This window comes from Halomonas sp. MES3-P3E, assembly GCF_002836035.1.
GTDB lineage: Bacteria > Pseudomonadota > Gammaproteobacteria > Pseudomonadales > Halomonadaceae > Vreelandella > Vreelandella arctica.
In genome coordinates this window covers 58,256-75,793 of sequence record NZ_PJBT01000189.1, presented here as the reverse complement: position 1 = coordinate 75,793, position 17,538 = coordinate 58,256, and the positions used below count along the sequence as shown (strand labels likewise).

The following is a 17,538-nucleotide window of genomic DNA, read 5'->3' as shown; positions in this document are numbered from 1 at the left end:
TAAATAAGGCTAATCGAAGTGCCTTTTCAAACTTAAGCAGACAGGGGCGTGCATGGACGTTTTCGAGTTTAGGAACCAGCTAGTAAACGATTATCGCGATTTCACTCGGTCGTTCATTCAGCCCAAAGCATCAGACATCATCACTTTCCTAGATAGCGAGTATGACGGCGGCCACTACTGGCCATCACCACTTATTCAGATCAACCCAGCTTATGTCACGGAAGGCACTGTCGAAACACTGGTTAATCAAAAAGTTTTACATCCAGCTACAGCCGACATATTTCGCTTTGGAAAGAGCAAAAAATCCCATGGCACACCAGCATCATTGTATAAGCATCAGCGTCAGGCAGTTGATTGCTGCCTAAGGCTAGAGCCCTACGTATTAACAACCGGCACTGGCTCTGGCAAATCATTGGCGTACTTCATTCCAATGATAGATGCGATCCTTAAAGACAAAGAGCAGGACGCAACCCCGCGAGTCCGATCGATTGTTATTTATCCCATGAATGCGTTGGCCAATAGCCAACGAGAAGAGCTAGAGAAATTTTTAGCTGACTTCCCTGATGATAAGCCTCCGGTGACCTACGCACGCTACACAGGCCAGGAAAGCCAGGAGGAGCGCGAACGGATCATGCAGGATCCGCCCGATATTATCCTCACCAACTATATGATGCTTGAACTGCTGATGACTCGGCAGAGTGAGCGCGACAAAGCCGTGATTCGTCACTCTCAAGGGCTGCAATTTTTAGTATTAGATGAGCTGCATACCTACCGCGGAAGACAAGGTGCAGATGTTGCTATGCTGGTTCGCCGCGTGCGCGAACGCATGAATCAGGATCTCACTTGTATTGGCACGTCCGCGACGATGGCAACAGAAGGTACTAGAGATGAACGACGCTCTAAAGTTGCTGAAGTAGCGAGCAAGATGTTTGGCCAAACAGTTCTGCCAGGCAATGTGATTGGAGAAACCCTGCAACGCCAAATCCCAGGAAACATGCCAACATCTGAAGCATTGGCAAATGCTCTTAACAACCCGCCACCGGCCAATGCTAGCTTTGAGTATCTTAGAGAACATCCCATTGCCGCTTGGGTTGAGCTCACACTTGGGGTTATGAAGGACGAAGGAGAGTTGGTTCGAGCCAAACCCAAATCATTGGGCGAAGCCGCTGAGCTCTTAGGCAAACAATCAGGTATAGAGATCTCAATCTGCCAAGACTACTTGGCGCGCTTCCTGCTACTTGCCTACCAAGCAAGAGATATTAACGACAAACCCCTCTTTGCTTTTCGCCTACACCAATTTATTTCTGGCGCTGGCAACCTCTATGCCACGCTTGAAGCACCAGAAAAGCGGCGCCTGGATTTACATGGGCAACGCTTTGTCCCTGGTGAACGCCACAAGCGCTTTTACACGGTGCATTTTTGTCGTGGTTGCGGTCAAGAGTATTACCCAGTCTGGCATGAAGTTGACGTGGAAACAGGTTCGCTTGGTTTCCAACCTCGTGATATCAAGGAAACCGCTAGTGGTGACAGCGAAACCTCTTACGGGTTCTTAATGCTGAACCACTGGAATGAAGAGGATTACCCCGAAAACTGGCTAGATTTCAAAAAAGACCCACCTAAGCTCAAACCACACTACAAGAAATTCCGTCCACAAGAAGTACATGTTCTGCCTGATGGGTCGCAAGGGCAGAGTGGTGAACGAGGCTTTTATATACCAGGCGGCTTTCGCTTTTGCCTTTCATGCGGTCAATCTCACGTTGCTGGTCGAGACTGGACGCGCCTTGGGTCTCTATCAGCGGAAGGCCGTAGCTCCGCGACGACGACACTGACACTATCTTCACTACGCTATTTGCTAGGCGCCGAAAACGATCTTGCTGACGAAGCGCGCAAGCTCTTGGGTTTCAGCGATAACCGTCAGGATGCTGCGCTTCAGGCCGGTCACTTCAATGACTTTATGCAGATTCTACTAGTACGCGCTGGCGTTTTGGCCTCGCTAGGCGACAACAGTGACAGCGTGCTCTCAGATCAGGATCTAGCCCAGCACGTTTTTCATGCATTAGGCTTGGATAGTAAAGATCCTGCTATTAGGGCTGACTTCCTCTCTAATCCAAATGCTCGTGCACCGCATGCCAGACGCGGTGCCGAAGAAGCCATGCGTAATGTCCTTGGTTATCGCGCTTATCACGATTTGCGCCGTGGCTGGCGCTATACCGTACCCAACCTAGAGCAGGTAGGACTGCTACAAATTGAATACGGTGGCCTGGATGAACTTAGCGAGCTCCAGGAACTCTGGAATGATGCCCCGCCGATGCTAGCGCAAGCAGACCCCAAAATACGTTTTCATGTGACAAAACTAGTGCTGGATGTCATGCGGAAAAATCTCTGTATACGCACGCGATATCTTGATCAGGAAGAACAGGAGAAGTTCGTAAACGCCGCCTACACACATCTAACGGAAAAATGGCAGCCAGGTGACGTGCGCGATATGGCAAAAGCCAACCACGCTATCACTGGCAGCCGACCAAAAGGGCGTGAACTAGATTTAATTTCACTTGGCAGCCGTTCTCGCCTCGCCCAAGAGCTAAAAAAGCCCGCTAGCTGGGGTAACGGGCCATTTGAGCCTCTAGATGATAAAAGTTGGCCTCCTTTCATCGACTCGATACTGAAAGCGCTGTGCGAGTATGGCCTGATTGAAGGTGAAAATGTCGATAAAGAGCTGACCGGCTATCAGCTGATTGGGGAAGCACTGATTTGGCGTCGCGGGTCTGGTGAGCCAGAGCGCGACCCATTAGCACCAGCCACCAGCCAAAACCCCTACTTCACAGAGCTTTACCAAGCGGTGGCACAAAGCCTCGCACATCAACACCATGACTGGTTCCAGTTCATGGCACACGAACACACAGCCCAAGTAGACCCAGAGGACCGGGAAGAGCGTGAGCGGAATTTCCGTAGCGGTGATCTACGCGTAATGTTCTGCTCACCTACGATGGAGCTCGGTGTCGACATTAGCTCACTGAATACTGTTTACCTCCGCAACGTCCCGCCAACACCTGCCAACTATGCACAACGCAGCGGTCGTGCAGGACGCTCAGGCCAACCTGCTCTAGTCGTGACTTACTGTGCCGCGCAAAGCCCTCATGACCAGTATTTCTTCCGTGACCCAAGACGTATGGTTCATGGCCAAGTAACACCGCCCATGCTGGACCTCGCCAATGAAGAGCTGGTTAGCAGCCACCTTTATGCGACTTGGCTGGCCGAAACCGGTGTTAGGCTGCCCGCCGGTATCAATGAACTCATCGATGTAACGAAAGAGGAGATGCCGTTGGGAGACGACTATGCCAACCCGCTAAGCAAAACAGCAGCGCTAAAAGGCGCTCAACAGCGGGGTGCTCAGCTAATGCGCTTAATCGGAAATGATTTAGCCCCTGCTCAGGGCGTATGGCTTCCAGATAATAAGCCCCTGGAAACCGCTGCTGCTGACTGGGCTGAACAGCAGCTTAACAAGGCCATGGGAGCTTTTGATGGTTGTTTCAACCGATGGCGCGAGCTTTACACGTCGACGCTTAATCAGATTGAAGAAGCCTCTAAGTTAATGACCCAACCTGGTAGCAGCAAGCGAGAACGTGAGGTCGCAAAAAGACGCTTCGACGAAGGCTCGATCCAGCTCAACTTGCTACAAGACAACAGCAAACGACAGTCCGATTTTGAAACGTATCGCTACCTGGCAGGTCAAGGCTTTCTTCCTGGCTATAATTTTCCACGTTTACCTCTGGCTGCCTTCATTCCTGGCACACGCAAGAACCGCCGGGAGACACAAAGTCGCGTGCTCTCACGCCCACGTTTTCTAGCGATTGCCGAGTTTGGCCCACTGAGTCTGATCTATCACGAAGGACAACAATATCGTGTCAAACGCGTCATTCTGGGTGCTGTAAAGCAACAACAAATTAACGAAGCAAGGCTTCCAGAACAGCAAGTCCGCCTTTGCCCACATTGTGGTTATGGCCACTTCAGCGAACAACTCAACTTGGACTTGTGCGTTGCCTGTCAAACACCACTGGCAGAAGCGAAACACGTCCACAACCTGTTTCGTATTGAAAATGTGGCAACTCGCCCGGTGACACGTATCACGTGTGATGAAGAAGAGCGCATGCGTCAGGGGTATGATTTACGCACGACACTGCAATATCCCGAAGAGAATGGGCAGCTTAAAGTCGTACGAAGCGAAATGCGTCATCAAGATGACGTGCTCGCCGAGATGGAGTACGCCCAGCAATGTCATATTTGGCGAATCAACTTAGGGTGGAAACGGCGCAAAAATACCGCAATAGACGGCTTTATGATCGACCCCATCAACGGCAACTGGCTCAAGGACGAAGAACAAGCCGCTGATGATGAAGAGGCAGACATGCCAGTCAACCAACGTCAGCGCATTTCGCCCTATGTCGCTGACCGCCGCAACGCCCTAGTGATTCGCCCGCGCCTAGATATGTCATCGACGACAGCAGCGACACTACAATACGCGCTAAAACGCGGTATCGAGCTCAACTTCCAGTTGGAAGAGAGTGAGTTGATGGCGGAACCTCTTCCCAGTCAGCATGAGCGCAATGCCCTGATGTTTTACGAAGCAGCCGAGGGGGGAGCAGGCGTGTTAACGCGACTAGCTACCGATGTCGCCGCCTGGCGAAAAGTCGCTCTCACTGCCCTGGAGCTGATGCATTGGAAGCAAGAAGATGAAAGCAAACCCTGGCACACACTACCACTGAAACAATGGGTTAATGCGGATGAGAGCTGCGAAGCCGGATGCTACCGCTGCATCCTGAGCTACTACAACCAGCCTGACCATGAAAATATTGATCGCAAAGACTCTCTCGCGTTGGAGTGGCTTGCCAAGCTAACTGGCCTCGACCTCAACGTAGGAGCCGGGGGAAAACCAGCTGCCGAGCAGAAAGCGCGACTAAAACGCGCCAGTGGTAGCAGCCTTGAGCATGCTTGGCTTGAGGCATTGAACACTTATCAGCTACGCCAGCCGGATTCAGCGCAACCGCTGTTAGAAGCCTATGGAGTACGTCCGGACTTCGCTTACCGAGAAAGCCGTGCACTAATTTTTGTCGATGGCCCTCATCACGATACGCCAGAGCGCAGCATGATCGATCAACAACAAACGCAAGATCTCGAAGATGCTGGTTTTTTGGTAATCCGCTTCCCGAAAGAAACACAGCGCTGGCCTGCCATCTTTACGCAACACCCGGATGTTTTCGGCAGCATGCCTGCCTCTGATAAGAATACTAAGGAGAGCACGTCATGAATGCGCCTGTCACACAAACAGATTTTACCCCTGGCAGTATTGTCAAGGCGCGGGGCCGTGAATGGATAGTGCTCCCTGAGTCCAGCGACACCGACCTTTACCTACGCCCACTTGGTAGCGGTGATGATGACAAAGTGCGCTTGCTAACAGCACTGGAAAACGTCGAAGCGGCATTATTCCCACCGCCTTCTCCTGAAGAAGCGCGAGAGGGTAATCGCCAAGCAGGTTTACTGTTGCGCGACTCACTACTTCTCAAACTACGTGCTGGTGCTGGCCCCTTCCGCGCAATCGGTAATCTTGCCTTTGAACCCCGCGCCTACCAGCTAGTGCCTTTGCTGATGGCACTTCGCCAACCTATAGTACGCTTGCTCATCGCGGATGACGTCGGTATTGGTAAAACGATCGAAGCAGGTCTCATTCTGCGTGAACTGATCGACCGCGGCGAAATACAAGGCTTCACTGTGCTTTGCCCGCCGCACCTTTGCGAGCAGTGACAAGAAGAATTGGCCGAAAAATTTCATCTTCGCCCAGAAATAGTCAGCCGCCACTCTGCGGCGCGCCTGGAACGGGGGCTTTTACAGAGCGAGTCACTCTTCCAGCAGTACCCCTTTACTGTCGTCAGCTTGGACTACATCAAGTCCGACCGGCGCCGTGATGAATTTCTCAATAGCTGCCCCGACTTTGTCATCGTCGATGAAGCCCACACTTGCGTTCAAAGCAGCGCACAATCTCGCCACCAGCGTCATGCATTGCTACAAGGCCTGGCAGAGAATCAAGCCCGCCACATGCTGCTACTGACCGCCACGCCACATAGTGGGGATGATCAAGCTTTCCGCAGCCTACTTGGCCTCTTAAAGCCTGAGTTTGCCCAACTAGAACGGTTGGATGATACTCGCAACCCACTGAGGCAGCAGCTAGCCAATCACCTCGTACAGCGCCGCCGCCAGGATATTGCCGAGTGGCGTGATAACACTCAGTTCCCTGAGCGCAGCGTCGGCGAAACGGCTTATCAGATGCAGGGTGAATGGCAAGCATTGTTCCAGGACGTGGTGGATTACGCCCGTGAGCTAGTCGATCGTGCCGAAAGCCTGGATCACGTTAGCCAGCGCCTGCACTGGTGGGCCGCGTTAGCGCTGCTGCGCTGCATTTCATCTTCACCGGCAGCAGCAGTGCGCACGCTCAAAAACCGTATTCATAACTCGCAAAAAGAGAGTATTACAATTAGCGAGCTGGATAACCAAGCGAACCGAACAATTCTCGATAGTAGCGATGATACTCAGGACGACTTGGAGCCTGATGCTCATCTTGAAGATATCCCGCTGCTGGAAAGCTTTTTAAAGCGCGCGGCTGATTTACATGGGCCAAAAAAAGATCCAAAGCTGAAACAGCTCGTCACCACTCTTACGCCCATGCTTAAAGAGGGGTATCGACCGGTCGTTTTCTGCCGCTACATTGCCACCGCGCAATACGTGGCAGAAGAGCTGCATAAGCGTTTTCCATCGCACAGCGTTGGTTGCGTAACAGGGGAGCTACACCCAGCCGAGCGTGAAGAGCGTGTACTGGAGCTTACTCAAGCCCAAGGCTCTGCATTGCTGGTAGCCACGGACTGTCTTTCTGAAGGTATCAACCTACAAGACGCTTTTGATGCGGTGATTCACTATGACTTAGCTTGGAACCCCACCCGTCATGAACAGCGCGAGGGCCGTGTTGACCGCTTTGGCCAACGTTCCCCTACCGTGAAAGCACTGATGCTCTATGGCGATAACAACCCTGTCGACGGTGCCGTACTCCGCGTGATCCTGCGCAAGGCCGAGGCCATTCGCAAGGCGCTTGGGGTCAGCGTTCCCATGCCAGAAGATGAAAACCGCATCACTCAGGCCATTATGCAAACAGTGCTACTAACCCGCGGCGCGGACAGCGGAATGAGTCAAATGGGGCTTGGCTTTGATGAACCCTCGCACAGCGTCGACGACCTTGCCAACCACGTAGACGTCACCTGGGAAAGCGCACTGAATAAAGCCAAACGCAATCGTACCATTTTCGCCCAACAGGCCATCAGGCCAGAGGAGGTGCTACCGGAATGGCAGCGCATGCAAGAGGTGTTGGGAAGCCAGCAGGACGTAAAGCGCTTCATCAAGCAATCCCTAAGCGCGCTGCGAGCACCACTATCAGAACAAGCAGATGGTCGCTACCACCTTAGTTGGGACGCCTTACCCCGCGCCATTAGCCAGCGCTTGGAAAGCCACGGCATCACAAACCTGAGGGATATTGGTTTTGCCATGCCGTTACCCCGGGGCACTTCCTACATTCATCGCAGTCACCCACTGGTTACCGTATTAGCTGATGAACTTGCCGAACGAGCGTTGGAAGCAAGCGATAGTGAAATCGAACGCCCTGCACGCCGAGCAGGCGCCATTACCACCGCTCATGTCAAGGAGCGCGTCGTGATTGCCCTGCTTCGCATGCGCACCAATCTCACGCTAGTAAGAGAAGGCACACGCCGCGAGATGCTAGCGGAAGAAGCTGTTACGGTGGTTCTGGATGGCCAACATCCTCCTCGTTCTCTCACCACCCAAGAGGCTGTCGATTGGTTTGCCCTTGAGGCCACACAGAATACCCCCCCAGCAGTGCGTGAGCGTGCCGTTAGCAATGCACTAAAGCACTTAGATACCCATCAAAAGGCACTTGATCACATCGGGCAAGAGCATGGTCAGCAGTTACTCAAGGATCACCGTCGTGTCCGTGACGCCGAACGTCACGGCCGCGGTTCATTCGAGGTCAAACCGCAGCTACCCATTGATGTATTAGGTGTTTATGTGCTGATGCCGGAGGTCGCATTTTGACATACGAACGCAATAAACCGGCTGTTAGCCAAATCCGTTTGACCAACATGCAGGAGCTTTTGAAATGAAGCGCAGGGATGCTACTCAGGATGCGATCTTTCGGCTGGAAGGTGGCTTGCTGCCGGCTGACCTGTTCAATCAGCTGGATGCTCTGCAGCTGCCTGGTCAGAAACCAGGCGACTATCAGATACCCAAAGGGTTAACGCTTCGTGACGAGATAGGCCGCTATTGGCGTATCGCTCAGGCCCAGTGGGCCAGTTTCGATAAACAGCGCCAGCGTGAAGACCTAGCCGACCCTATCGCGACTGCTCAATCCTGGATGCACTATCTGCTCGTTCAGGTATTTGGCTTTACTGATTTACATGAATGCAAACACGCCTGCGTTATTGGCGAACGCCACTTCCCTATCACCCACTTCGCCTTCGGGGGCGCTGTGCCGCTGGTGATTTGTGCGCCGGGGGACAAGCCCTTGGATACTGCCCTACCTCGCTTTGGGCATGAGGGGCGAAAACGTAGCCCCACCGGGCTTGTTCAGGAGTACTTGAACGCGACAGATGAAGCGTTGTGGGGCATCGTCAGTGATGGGCAGCGCCTGCGCATTCTGCGTGATAACCCTTCAATGACGCGCCCGGCTTATATCGAGATTGAACTGGCCACGCTATTTACGGAAGAGCGACTGCCGGATTTTCGACGTCTCTGGCTACTGCTGCACGCCAGTAGGTTTGCTTCACAAGGCGATACAGATACCGCACAACCTAATCACTGCTGGCTGGAAAAGTGGCGAGAGCAGGCCGAAGAACAAGGCGAACGGTTGCTTGATAAGCTGCGTTTGGGCGTTACCGATGCTCTTAAAGCCCTCGGCAGCGGTTTTCTTGCTCACCCAGAAAACATCGCCCTGCGCCGGCAATTCAGCGACGGCACTCTCAATGCCCACGCTTACTATCAAGAACTTTTGCGCCTTGTGTATCGACTGCTGTTTCTACTGCGTGCCGAAGCTCGCCATTTGCTCCACCCTGCCGATAGCGACTCGCTAGCTATTGAGCGCTATCGCGATGGATACAGCCTGGAAACCTTGCGCCAAGCTGCGCGCAAAACCCATCGTTTTGAAGCGCGCCATCATGACCTCTGGGTCACGTTACAGCACACACTCGCTGGGCTCGCGAATGGCCAACTCCTGCTAGCGCTACCGCCGCTAGGTGGGCTGTTTGGTGACGAACAGTGCCCGCATCTAGATGCTTGCCAGCTAGACAACCGTGCGCTGTTGACTGCCATTCGCGCCTTAACTTGGCACCGCAGTGATACCACCCAAACCCTGGTAGCGACCGACTACGCCAACATGGATGCCGAAGAGTTAGGCTCTGTCTACGAGGCACTGTTGGAGCTGGTGCCTGCCATTAGTGAAAGCCCGTGGCAATTCCGCTTTGTCGGCTTAGACGACGGCGAAACCACTGCAGGCAACCTGCGCAAGCTAACCGGTTCTTACTACACACCGGATGTGCTGGTGCAATCGCTTATCGAGTCCACCTTAAAACCGGTGATTGCCCAGCGGCTGAAAGACAACCACCACCAGCCCCGCGATGCTCTTTTGAGTATGCGCATTATCGATCCGGCCTGTGGCTCAGGCCACTTCCTGCTGGCAGCTACCCGTACCCTGGCGCGTGAAGTTGCCCAGCTGGACGCAGAAGAAAGCGAGCCCACACCCGAACAGTTCCAGCATGCCCTGCGCGATGTGGTGCAGCACTGCATTTTCGGGGTGGATGTCAATCCCATGGCAATCGAGCTGTGCCGCACCGCACTATGGATGGAAGCGCTCGAACCCGGCAAACCACTGACATTTTTAGAAAGCCATATCCAAGCGGGAAATGCGCTAGTGGGCGTGTTCGACCCAGCCGTACTAGAGCACGGCATCCCTCAAGAAGCCTTCGATGCCATCGAAGGCGACGACAAGGAACTGCTCAAGAGGCTGCGTAAGAGCAACAAGGCCATGGCCGACACTCTGGCGGTGGACCTGCGCATCAACAGTCGCCAGCTCGCAGCTGTAGAAGAGCTCTCGGAGGAGTCTCTGGAGGAGATCGCCGAAAAGCGACAGCGCTGGGAGGCGGCCCAGGAGAGCCCCGAAGCCCGACGTGCCCGTCTACTTCAGGATCTCTGGACAGCGGCCTTTTTCATTCCCAAAAATGCCAGCTTTAAAGATCGCATCATCACTAACGAGGCGCTAATGGCCGCTAACCGTGATGAGCTCGACCCGCGTATTGCAGCTGAAGTTCGTCTGCGCGCCGAGCAAAACCGGTTCTTCCATTGGCAACTGCAGTTCCCGGAGGTCTTCGAGCGAGAATTCCCAGGCTTTGATGTGGTGTTGGGCAACCCGCCTTGGGAGCGCATCAAGCTACAGGAGAAGGAGTTCTTCGCCGTGCGCGCCTCAGAAATTGCCGAAGCGCGCAACGCCGCCGCCCGCGGCCGCATGATCCAGGCACTCGCTGATAGCGAAAGTCCCGCAGAGCGCCATCTCCATACCGAGTTCCAGCTGGCCCGCCACTCCGCCGAGGCCTCCAGCCAGTTCGTGCGCAAGGGCGGGCGCTTCCCGCTTACCGGCACCGGTGACGTCAACCTCTATGCCCTCTTCGCCGAGCTGGCGCTCAGGCTGATCGCGCGTGGCAGCCGTGCCGGCATCATCGTGCCCACCGGCATTGCTACCGACGATAGCACCAAGGCCTACTTCGATGCGCTGGGCACCGGTCATCGCCTCGCCAGCCTTTACGACTTCGAAAACCGAGAAGGGCTATTTCAGGGTGTTCACCGCAGCTACAAGTTCTCGCTGCTGACCATTGCCGATCAGGTAGAAGTCGCCGACCTGATGTTCTTCGCCACCCGCATCGAGCACCTGCACGACGAGGACCGTCACTTCCAGCTCACGCCGGACGACTTCGCACTGATTAACCCCAACACTCGCACCTGCCCGGTGTTTCGCTCCAAGCGCGATGCCGAGCTGACCCGCAAGCTCTACCGCCAGGCGCCAGTGCTTATCCAAGAAGCGCCTGAGCAGAACCCGTGGGGCATAAGTTTCTCGCGGCTCTTTGACATGTCGAACGACAGCGGCCTCTTCCTTGGGCTAGATGACCTGCGCGCTCAGGGTGGTTATCTCGACGGCAACCGCTTCCACCAGAGCGAAAACCGCTACCTGCCGCTCTACGAAGCCAAGATGGTTCACCACTACGACCATCGCTTCGCCACCTACGATAACGGCGGCGAGGAGATTCGCGACGCCACGCCGGGAGAAAAGGCCGACCCGGACTTCGCCCCCCTGCCCCGCTACTGGGTCAACGAGTGGGAGGTGATACTGCGTACCGCCGATGTCCCCCAGGATGTGATCAAGAACCTCAAGAAAGCGGACGCCGACAAGCTCGACAAGGCCCTGCGCACCTGGCTCACCGGCCTGCTGCTGGTACGCAATGAGACCGACCACGCCTCGCGTCTGCTCGGCAAGCAGGTGGTCAAACAGGGCGCTACTGGCAGCCTCTTCGACCAAGCAGAGGAGACCAGGGCCGGCCTCGAAGCCCGTGAACTTGCTGAGGCGCACCCGATGCCGGACGAACAATTGGACGAATGGCTGGGGCGCTTCGAGGGGAATAATGATCGCTTCGCTCTGGTAGAGGCTCTACTCCCCACCAGATGCCCTCATTACATGCTGGGTGTAAGAGGAATCTGTCGTTCTACGGATGAAAGAACCCTCATAGGTGGGGTCTTTCCGTTAAGCTCAGTAGGAAATAGCCTCCCTGTTCTCGAGTTCCCTTCAACCACAAGCCCGAAGCTACTGGCGACATTACAAGCAAATATATCTGTATTGGTCCTCGATTTTGTAACAAGACACAAAATCGGCGGATCTAACTTGAACTTCTTCATCATCAAGCAGCTCCCGGTACTACCACCGGATGCCTACAACGAAGAAGCCCTCGACTATATCGTCCCGCGGGTGCTGGAGCTGACCTATACCAGCCATGACCTCGCACCTTTCGCCCGAGACCTCGGCTACGAGGGCATACCCTTCGGCTGGGAACCAGAGCGCCGCCATCAACTGCGCTGCGAGCTCGATGCCTACTACGCCCATCTCTACGGCCTAACCCGCGATGAGCTGCGCTATATCCTCGACCCGGCTGATCTCATGGGGCCTGATTACCCCTCTGTTACCTTCCCCGGCCTCAAGCGTAAAGAAATCGCCAATTTTGGCGAATACCGCACCCAGCGCCAGGTGCTAGAGGCGTTTGATGTTCTTGCCATCCAATTTGCGAACGACGAGGAAGTCTTGGCATGAGCCGCTATAGCCACAAACACGAGACAACGCACCTGCTCGCCGCTGCCGAGCGCTGGAAGGAAAACTGCCTTCTTCAAAATGGCAGCCTCTTCAGCGATACAAGACTCTGGAACCTCGAAAACCTTGAGGAGCTGAACCGCAGCTTCACCCAGAACCCCATCGAGGGAGGAGACAGCTTCGTACACAAGCTGTCACTTCAGCTGGCCGATACCTCTCCACAGGCCATCCAGCTGATGGCCGAACTCAACTGGCTATTGTTGCTTTTCTCGAGCAATATCAAGCCCGACACAAAACGCCGCATGGTGAAGGAAATCTGGGAGCTGAGTGATGAGCCCTTCCCCGAGCAGGCATCTGGACTCGACGACGAGAGCCTCGGCGGAGTGGGCAGCACAGGCACCGGCTTCAATACTCATCGCTGGCGCGAGTTGGTATTTCTGATCGACCTGCTGCGCGCTTTCAAGTCACTCCCGGCCGATCAACAGCAGCGCCAGACACAAGCTCCCTGGGCTTTTGCGGACTGGATGGCTAGCGTACGTCGCGACGGCAACCGCCAGCTGACTCATATCCTCAACTACCTACTCTTCCCGGACAGCTTTGAGTACATATCCATCAGCCTCGACAAGGAGAAGATTTTAGAGGCCTTCGAAGGCCTCTCGAAGCACCGACTCCGCCAACTCTCAGAGCGCGAGGTCGACCAGGCGCTACTAGCCCTGCGCCAGCGACTAGAGCAGGAGCACGTCACCAAGGTGGACTTCTATGACACCCCCTGGCTAGAGCAGTGGCGCCCTACTCCCGGCACCTGGCTCATGGCCTGGAACCCCGAGCGTTGGCATTGGGAATCCTTTCAGGACGACCGCCTGAAAATCGCCAGCGGCGAGAACGTCACCATACCGTGGCGCACTGCCTCCACCCAGCTGCGCGAGGGCGATACTTTCTACCTGGTGCGAGTGGGGCAGGAACCGCGTGGTTTGATCGCTCGCGGGAACATAGCATCGGCCCCCTACGAGGATACCCATTACGACACCAATCGCGCCGCCAACGGCGATACCATACGACGCGTGGATATCATCCTGACTGACCTGCGTGACCCCAAGGTAGATGCCTATATCAGCATGGCTGACCTTCAAGGAGGCACAACCGATGGTCAAATATGGTCGCCTCAGGGCTCTGGTATCGAGATCAAATCGCTTTCGGCCAAGCTGGTCGGCAAGCTGTGGGAGAAACTGCCTAAGGTAAAGGTATCTGCCGCCAGGCCCAACACCCCCAAACAGCAGGCTATTCAGATCGCACGCCCTGTAAACATAATCTTTTACGGCCCACCCGGTACGGGCAAGACCTACCACTTGCACACCCATTTAATGCCCCGCTACGAGAGCCAGGCTAATCGAGCACCCACCGGCGAGTGGCTGGAGGAAGAACTGGCGAGCACCTCCTGGTGGGAGGCTATCGCCCTGGCACTTGCCGACCTGGGCGGTATCGCCACTGTTAATGAGCTTTTAATTCATCGTTTCTTCAAAGCTAAGGCCCGGGTACAAGGGCGGGCCAATAACCCTCACCTACGTCAGACCTGCTGGGGCGCATTACAGCAACACACGGTACTTGAATCGGAAACGGTTCAGACTGCAGCCGAGAAGCGAATTTCACCACTGATATTCGACAAACAAAATGGCGGACGCTGGATCTTGACCGGCGAATGGGACGAAGCCGGGGAAGGGCTACGCGAGAAGCTCGCACAGCTCCAGGAGGGTCCCGCCAGTGATGACGCCCGCATCAAGCGCCACTTAACGGTCACCTTCCACCAATCCTATAGCTACGAAGACTTTGTGGAGGGGATACGCCCGCAGACTACCGAAGGTGGCGGTATAAGCTATGAGGTTCGCGACGGGCTATTCAAGACGTTCTGTCAGCGTGCCAGCCAAGACCCTGACCAGCGTTATGCGTTGTTCATCGATGAAATCAATCGCGGCAACATCTCACGTATTTTTGGCGAACTAATCACTCTGATCGAGCCTGACAAGCGTGCTTGGTGGGATCAGGAAAGCCACTTGGTTGAGGGAATCGAGCTGGTACTGCCCTATTCCGGTGAGCGCTTCGGTGTGCCCAAGAACCTTGATATCTACGCCACCATGAACACCGCTGACCGCTCCATTGCCTTGATGGATGCCGCGCTGCGCCGACGCTTCCACTTTCAGGAGCTGATGCCGGAGCCCATGCGAATTCCTGGCAGCCAAGGAGACGGCTATATCCCCGATGGCGAGGGCGAGCTACTTAACCTGCGCGCCCTGCTACAAGCCATCAACCTACGTCTGCGCTACCTATTGCACCGCGACCAAACCTTCGGGCACGCTTATTTCACGGAGGTGAAGGATCTCGACGCTCTGCGCCGGGTCATGGTCTACGACATCATCCCTATGTTGGCAGAGTATTTCTACGACGACTGGCGCCAGATCCGCCGCGTTCTGGCCGATGAAGGCGCTAACAGTGAACAGCAGCTAATTACCGCTACCATTCTTGACCCAACCCAACTCTTCCCGGGTAGCGATGACCTGATGCTTGAGAGGCCCGACTATCAAGTCAAAGCACCTAATGAGATCACCGCTGATGCCATCAAAAAAATCTACGAGTCGCTGGAAGGCGAAGCATGAGGCAGTTGACCGCCATTGAACATGGCTGGCTGGATATCGGCGAGGGGTACTCACTATCGCCACTTGAGGCTGAGGCGCTGGCCACGGTTGAGAGCGTGCTCCCGCCCGGCTGCTTACAGTGGGGCCACCGGCGAGTTAAGTTTACCCAGTTCTGCGGTGTCGTCCAGGTGGACGGACTCCAGATGGAGGTGCTGCCCAAACTGACTCCCTACCAGACCGAAGCCCAGCAACGCAACACCCTACTAACCATGCTCGCTTACGCCGGCGACTTGGTGGGAGTGGACACACTGGGCGCAGGGCTGGCGACCAGCCAAACCACCCTGTTGGATCTGTTCATAAGTCATTTCGCCCGGCTGTTAGAACGCCAGTTGCAGCAGGGCCTGCTACGCGACTACCGGGACATTGACGACACTCTGGATCAGGTGCGTGGACGCATTGATCTGGTGCGCCAGCAACGCGAGAACCTCTTCAAGCCACAGCGGCTGGCCTGTCGGTACAGCGAATTGGTCGCTGATATTCCGGTTAACCGCTTGCTGCACAGCGCTCTGCGGCTAGTGATCCCCCTTTGCACCAGCCCCCTGCTGGCTCAGCAGCTTCATGCGCTGCGCATGCGTTTCGGTCACGTCGGTACCTTGGCGTTCCAAGAGCGAGGACCCGCAGTCGATCAACTCAACAGGATGCAGACTCGCTACGCCTCACTGGTCGCGCTGGCTCACCTATTTCTGGATGGGCAGTTTCTCGATGCTCGCTCCGGAAGCCAGCAAGCCTTCAGCCTGCTCTTCGACATGAACCGTCTATTTGAGCGCTACACGGCTAACCGTTTAAGGCCGCTCGCTCGCCGCCAAGGGCTTCGGCTTGTAGAGCAGCGACCTAGGCGTTACCTCGCCAGTGACGAGCACGGCAAAGGCCGAGTACTCATGCGTCCTGATATCGCGCTTCTCGATAAAAACCAGCGCCCGGTGACTATCTTGGATACCAAGTGGAAGCGTTTGCCTAATCAGGATCCACTCTCGTCACTCTCCGCCGCAGACCTCTATCAAGTCAACGCCTACGCCAGCACCTACGGTTGTGCCACAGTAGGACTACTCTACCCGGAGCAAACATTTTTGCCTCCAGGTAAGACGTATGCTTTGCAATTGGCAGGCTCCATCAACAGCAATGTGTTACTTCAATCCGTTGCTGTTGACGGAAAACCAGTAGATATAGCGATTGAGGCGACGTGAGGACCACTCGCCTCAATAGGCTTGGAAAAATGCTGAAACGCGACTGACTTGTGCAATTGCCGAAGGATCTAAAGTATAGAGCTACTCAATCAGGGGGTGACGTCGCGCTTTTCCTAAGTGATTATGCATAATTAATCGTGCGCCCCAAACCGTAATCCTAGAGCAAGCGATTGGACTTCACCGCAGAGCCGATCAAATGAGAGATAGGCTCCCAAGAGTAGCCAATAGTATTTGATCTGTCGCCACAAGATCTCGATCAAGTTCAGCTTTGGCTGCCGCAAAGTGATTGGGCGCAAGCCATAACATGTGCAGTAATGTCGCAATGCATCGCTGCCGTACCCTTTGTCAGCTACGATATACTGGCTACGCTTTCGTGGTCGACCTAACCGCCCAGGCAACAGAATCTTTGTAAGCGCCCGTAAATCGGCACCTACAGCCACGCCCTGAAATTGCCCACACTGATTTCCTCATAAACACCAGGAGGAATCAGCATGACACACATCGAACGCAGACGGCTCTGGCAGCAACGTATCGAAGACTGGCAGGCATCCGGTTTGTCCGGCATGGCCTACTGCCAACAGCAGTCACTAACCTATTGCCGCTTTGTTTATTGGCGTAAAAAGCTGACCGAACCGGAGGCGTCGTTTCCGGAGCAACCCGTGTCGTCGCCCGGCTTTGCCAAGGTATCGGCAGTGCCTGGTCCGGAGTCGTCAGAAGGATTAACGGTGTCATTGCCCGGCGGCGTCTCGATCACCGGCCTGCACGCTGGCAATGTGGAGTTGCTCGGTGCCGTGCTGAGGCAACTGTAATGCGCCACCGGTACCTTCGCCCCTCCTGGGACCTGCCGGAGATTTACCTGTATCGACAGCCTGTCGATTTCCGCAAGCAGGCCAATGGGCTGGCGCTGATTGTCGAGCAGGAGCTGGGGCACAGCCCGTTCTCCGGCGCGCTTTACGCTTTCACCAACCGGCAGCGCAACAAGATTAAGTGTCTGATGTGGGAAGACAACGGCTTTGTGCTTTACTACAAGTCCCTGGCCGAGGAAAAATTCAAATGGCCGGGCCCGTCGGATGAGCTGATGCCGTTGAACGGCGAGCAGATCAACTGGTTGCTGGACGGCTACGACATCACCCTGCTGCAGGACCATAAAACCCTGCATTATGAGAGCGTTGGGTAGCACTTTTTAAGTGTGTCAGGGCGTTGTTTTTGCTAT

General features: G+C 55.1%; 8 protein-coding genes. All 8 read left to right on the top strand.

Annotated features, from left to right (window positions below; all coding sequences use genetic code 11):
• Window positions 1-52 precede the first annotated feature (52 nt).
• On the top strand, window positions 53-5,305 hold the full coding sequence (locus CXF87_RS18205; RefSeq protein WP_101147666.1) for a DEAD/DEAH box helicase: 5,253 nt from the start codon (window positions 53-55) through the stop codon (window positions 5,303-5,305).
• A complete protein-coding gene (locus tag CXF87_RS22185; RefSeq protein ID WP_232774959.1) occupies window positions 5,302-5,799 on the top strand; it encodes a hypothetical protein in 498 nt (165 codons plus the stop codon). Before CXF87_RS18205 ends, CXF87_RS22185 begins: the two co-directional genes overlap by 4 nt.
• 9 nt (window positions 5,800-5,808) lie before the next feature.
• A complete protein-coding gene (locus CXF87_RS18200; RefSeq protein WP_232774958.1) occupies window positions 5,809-8,148 on the top strand; it encodes a helicase-related protein in 2,340 nt (779 codons plus the stop codon).
• A gap of 64 nt (window positions 8,149-8,212) precedes the next feature.
• Window positions 8,213-12,457 (top strand): Eco57I restriction-modification methylase domain-containing protein, encoded by a 4,245-nt coding sequence (locus CXF87_RS18195; RefSeq protein ID WP_101147665.1) that lies wholly within the window; start codon window positions 8,213-8,215, stop codon window positions 12,455-12,457.
• Entirely contained in the window at window positions 12,454-15,102 is a 2,649-nt protein-coding gene (locus CXF87_RS18190; RefSeq protein ID WP_101147664.1) for an McrB family protein, read from the top strand. Before CXF87_RS18195 ends, CXF87_RS18190 begins: the two co-directional genes overlap by 4 nt.
• The gene (locus CXF87_RS18185; protein ID WP_101147663.1) at window positions 15,099-16,325 is read left to right on the top strand and encodes an McrC family protein; all 1,227 of its coding nucleotides are present in this window, start codon (window positions 15,099-15,101) and stop codon (window positions 16,323-16,325) included. Before CXF87_RS18190 ends, CXF87_RS18185 begins: the two co-directional genes overlap by 4 nt.
• A gap of 491 nt (window positions 16,326-16,816) precedes the next feature.
• Window positions 16,817-17,134, top strand: a complete 318-nt coding sequence (tnpA, locus tag CXF87_RS18175; RefSeq protein ID WP_062374215.1) for an IS66 family insertion sequence element accessory protein TnpA — start codon at window positions 16,817-16,819, stop codon at window positions 17,132-17,134.
• A complete protein-coding gene (tnpB, locus tag CXF87_RS18170) occupies window positions 17,134-17,502 on the top strand; it encodes an IS66 family insertion sequence element accessory protein TnpB (protein ID WP_101147662.1) in 369 nt (122 codons plus the stop codon). Before tnpA ends, tnpB begins: the two co-directional genes overlap by 1 nt.
• Window positions 17,503-17,538: the final 36 nt, after the last annotated feature.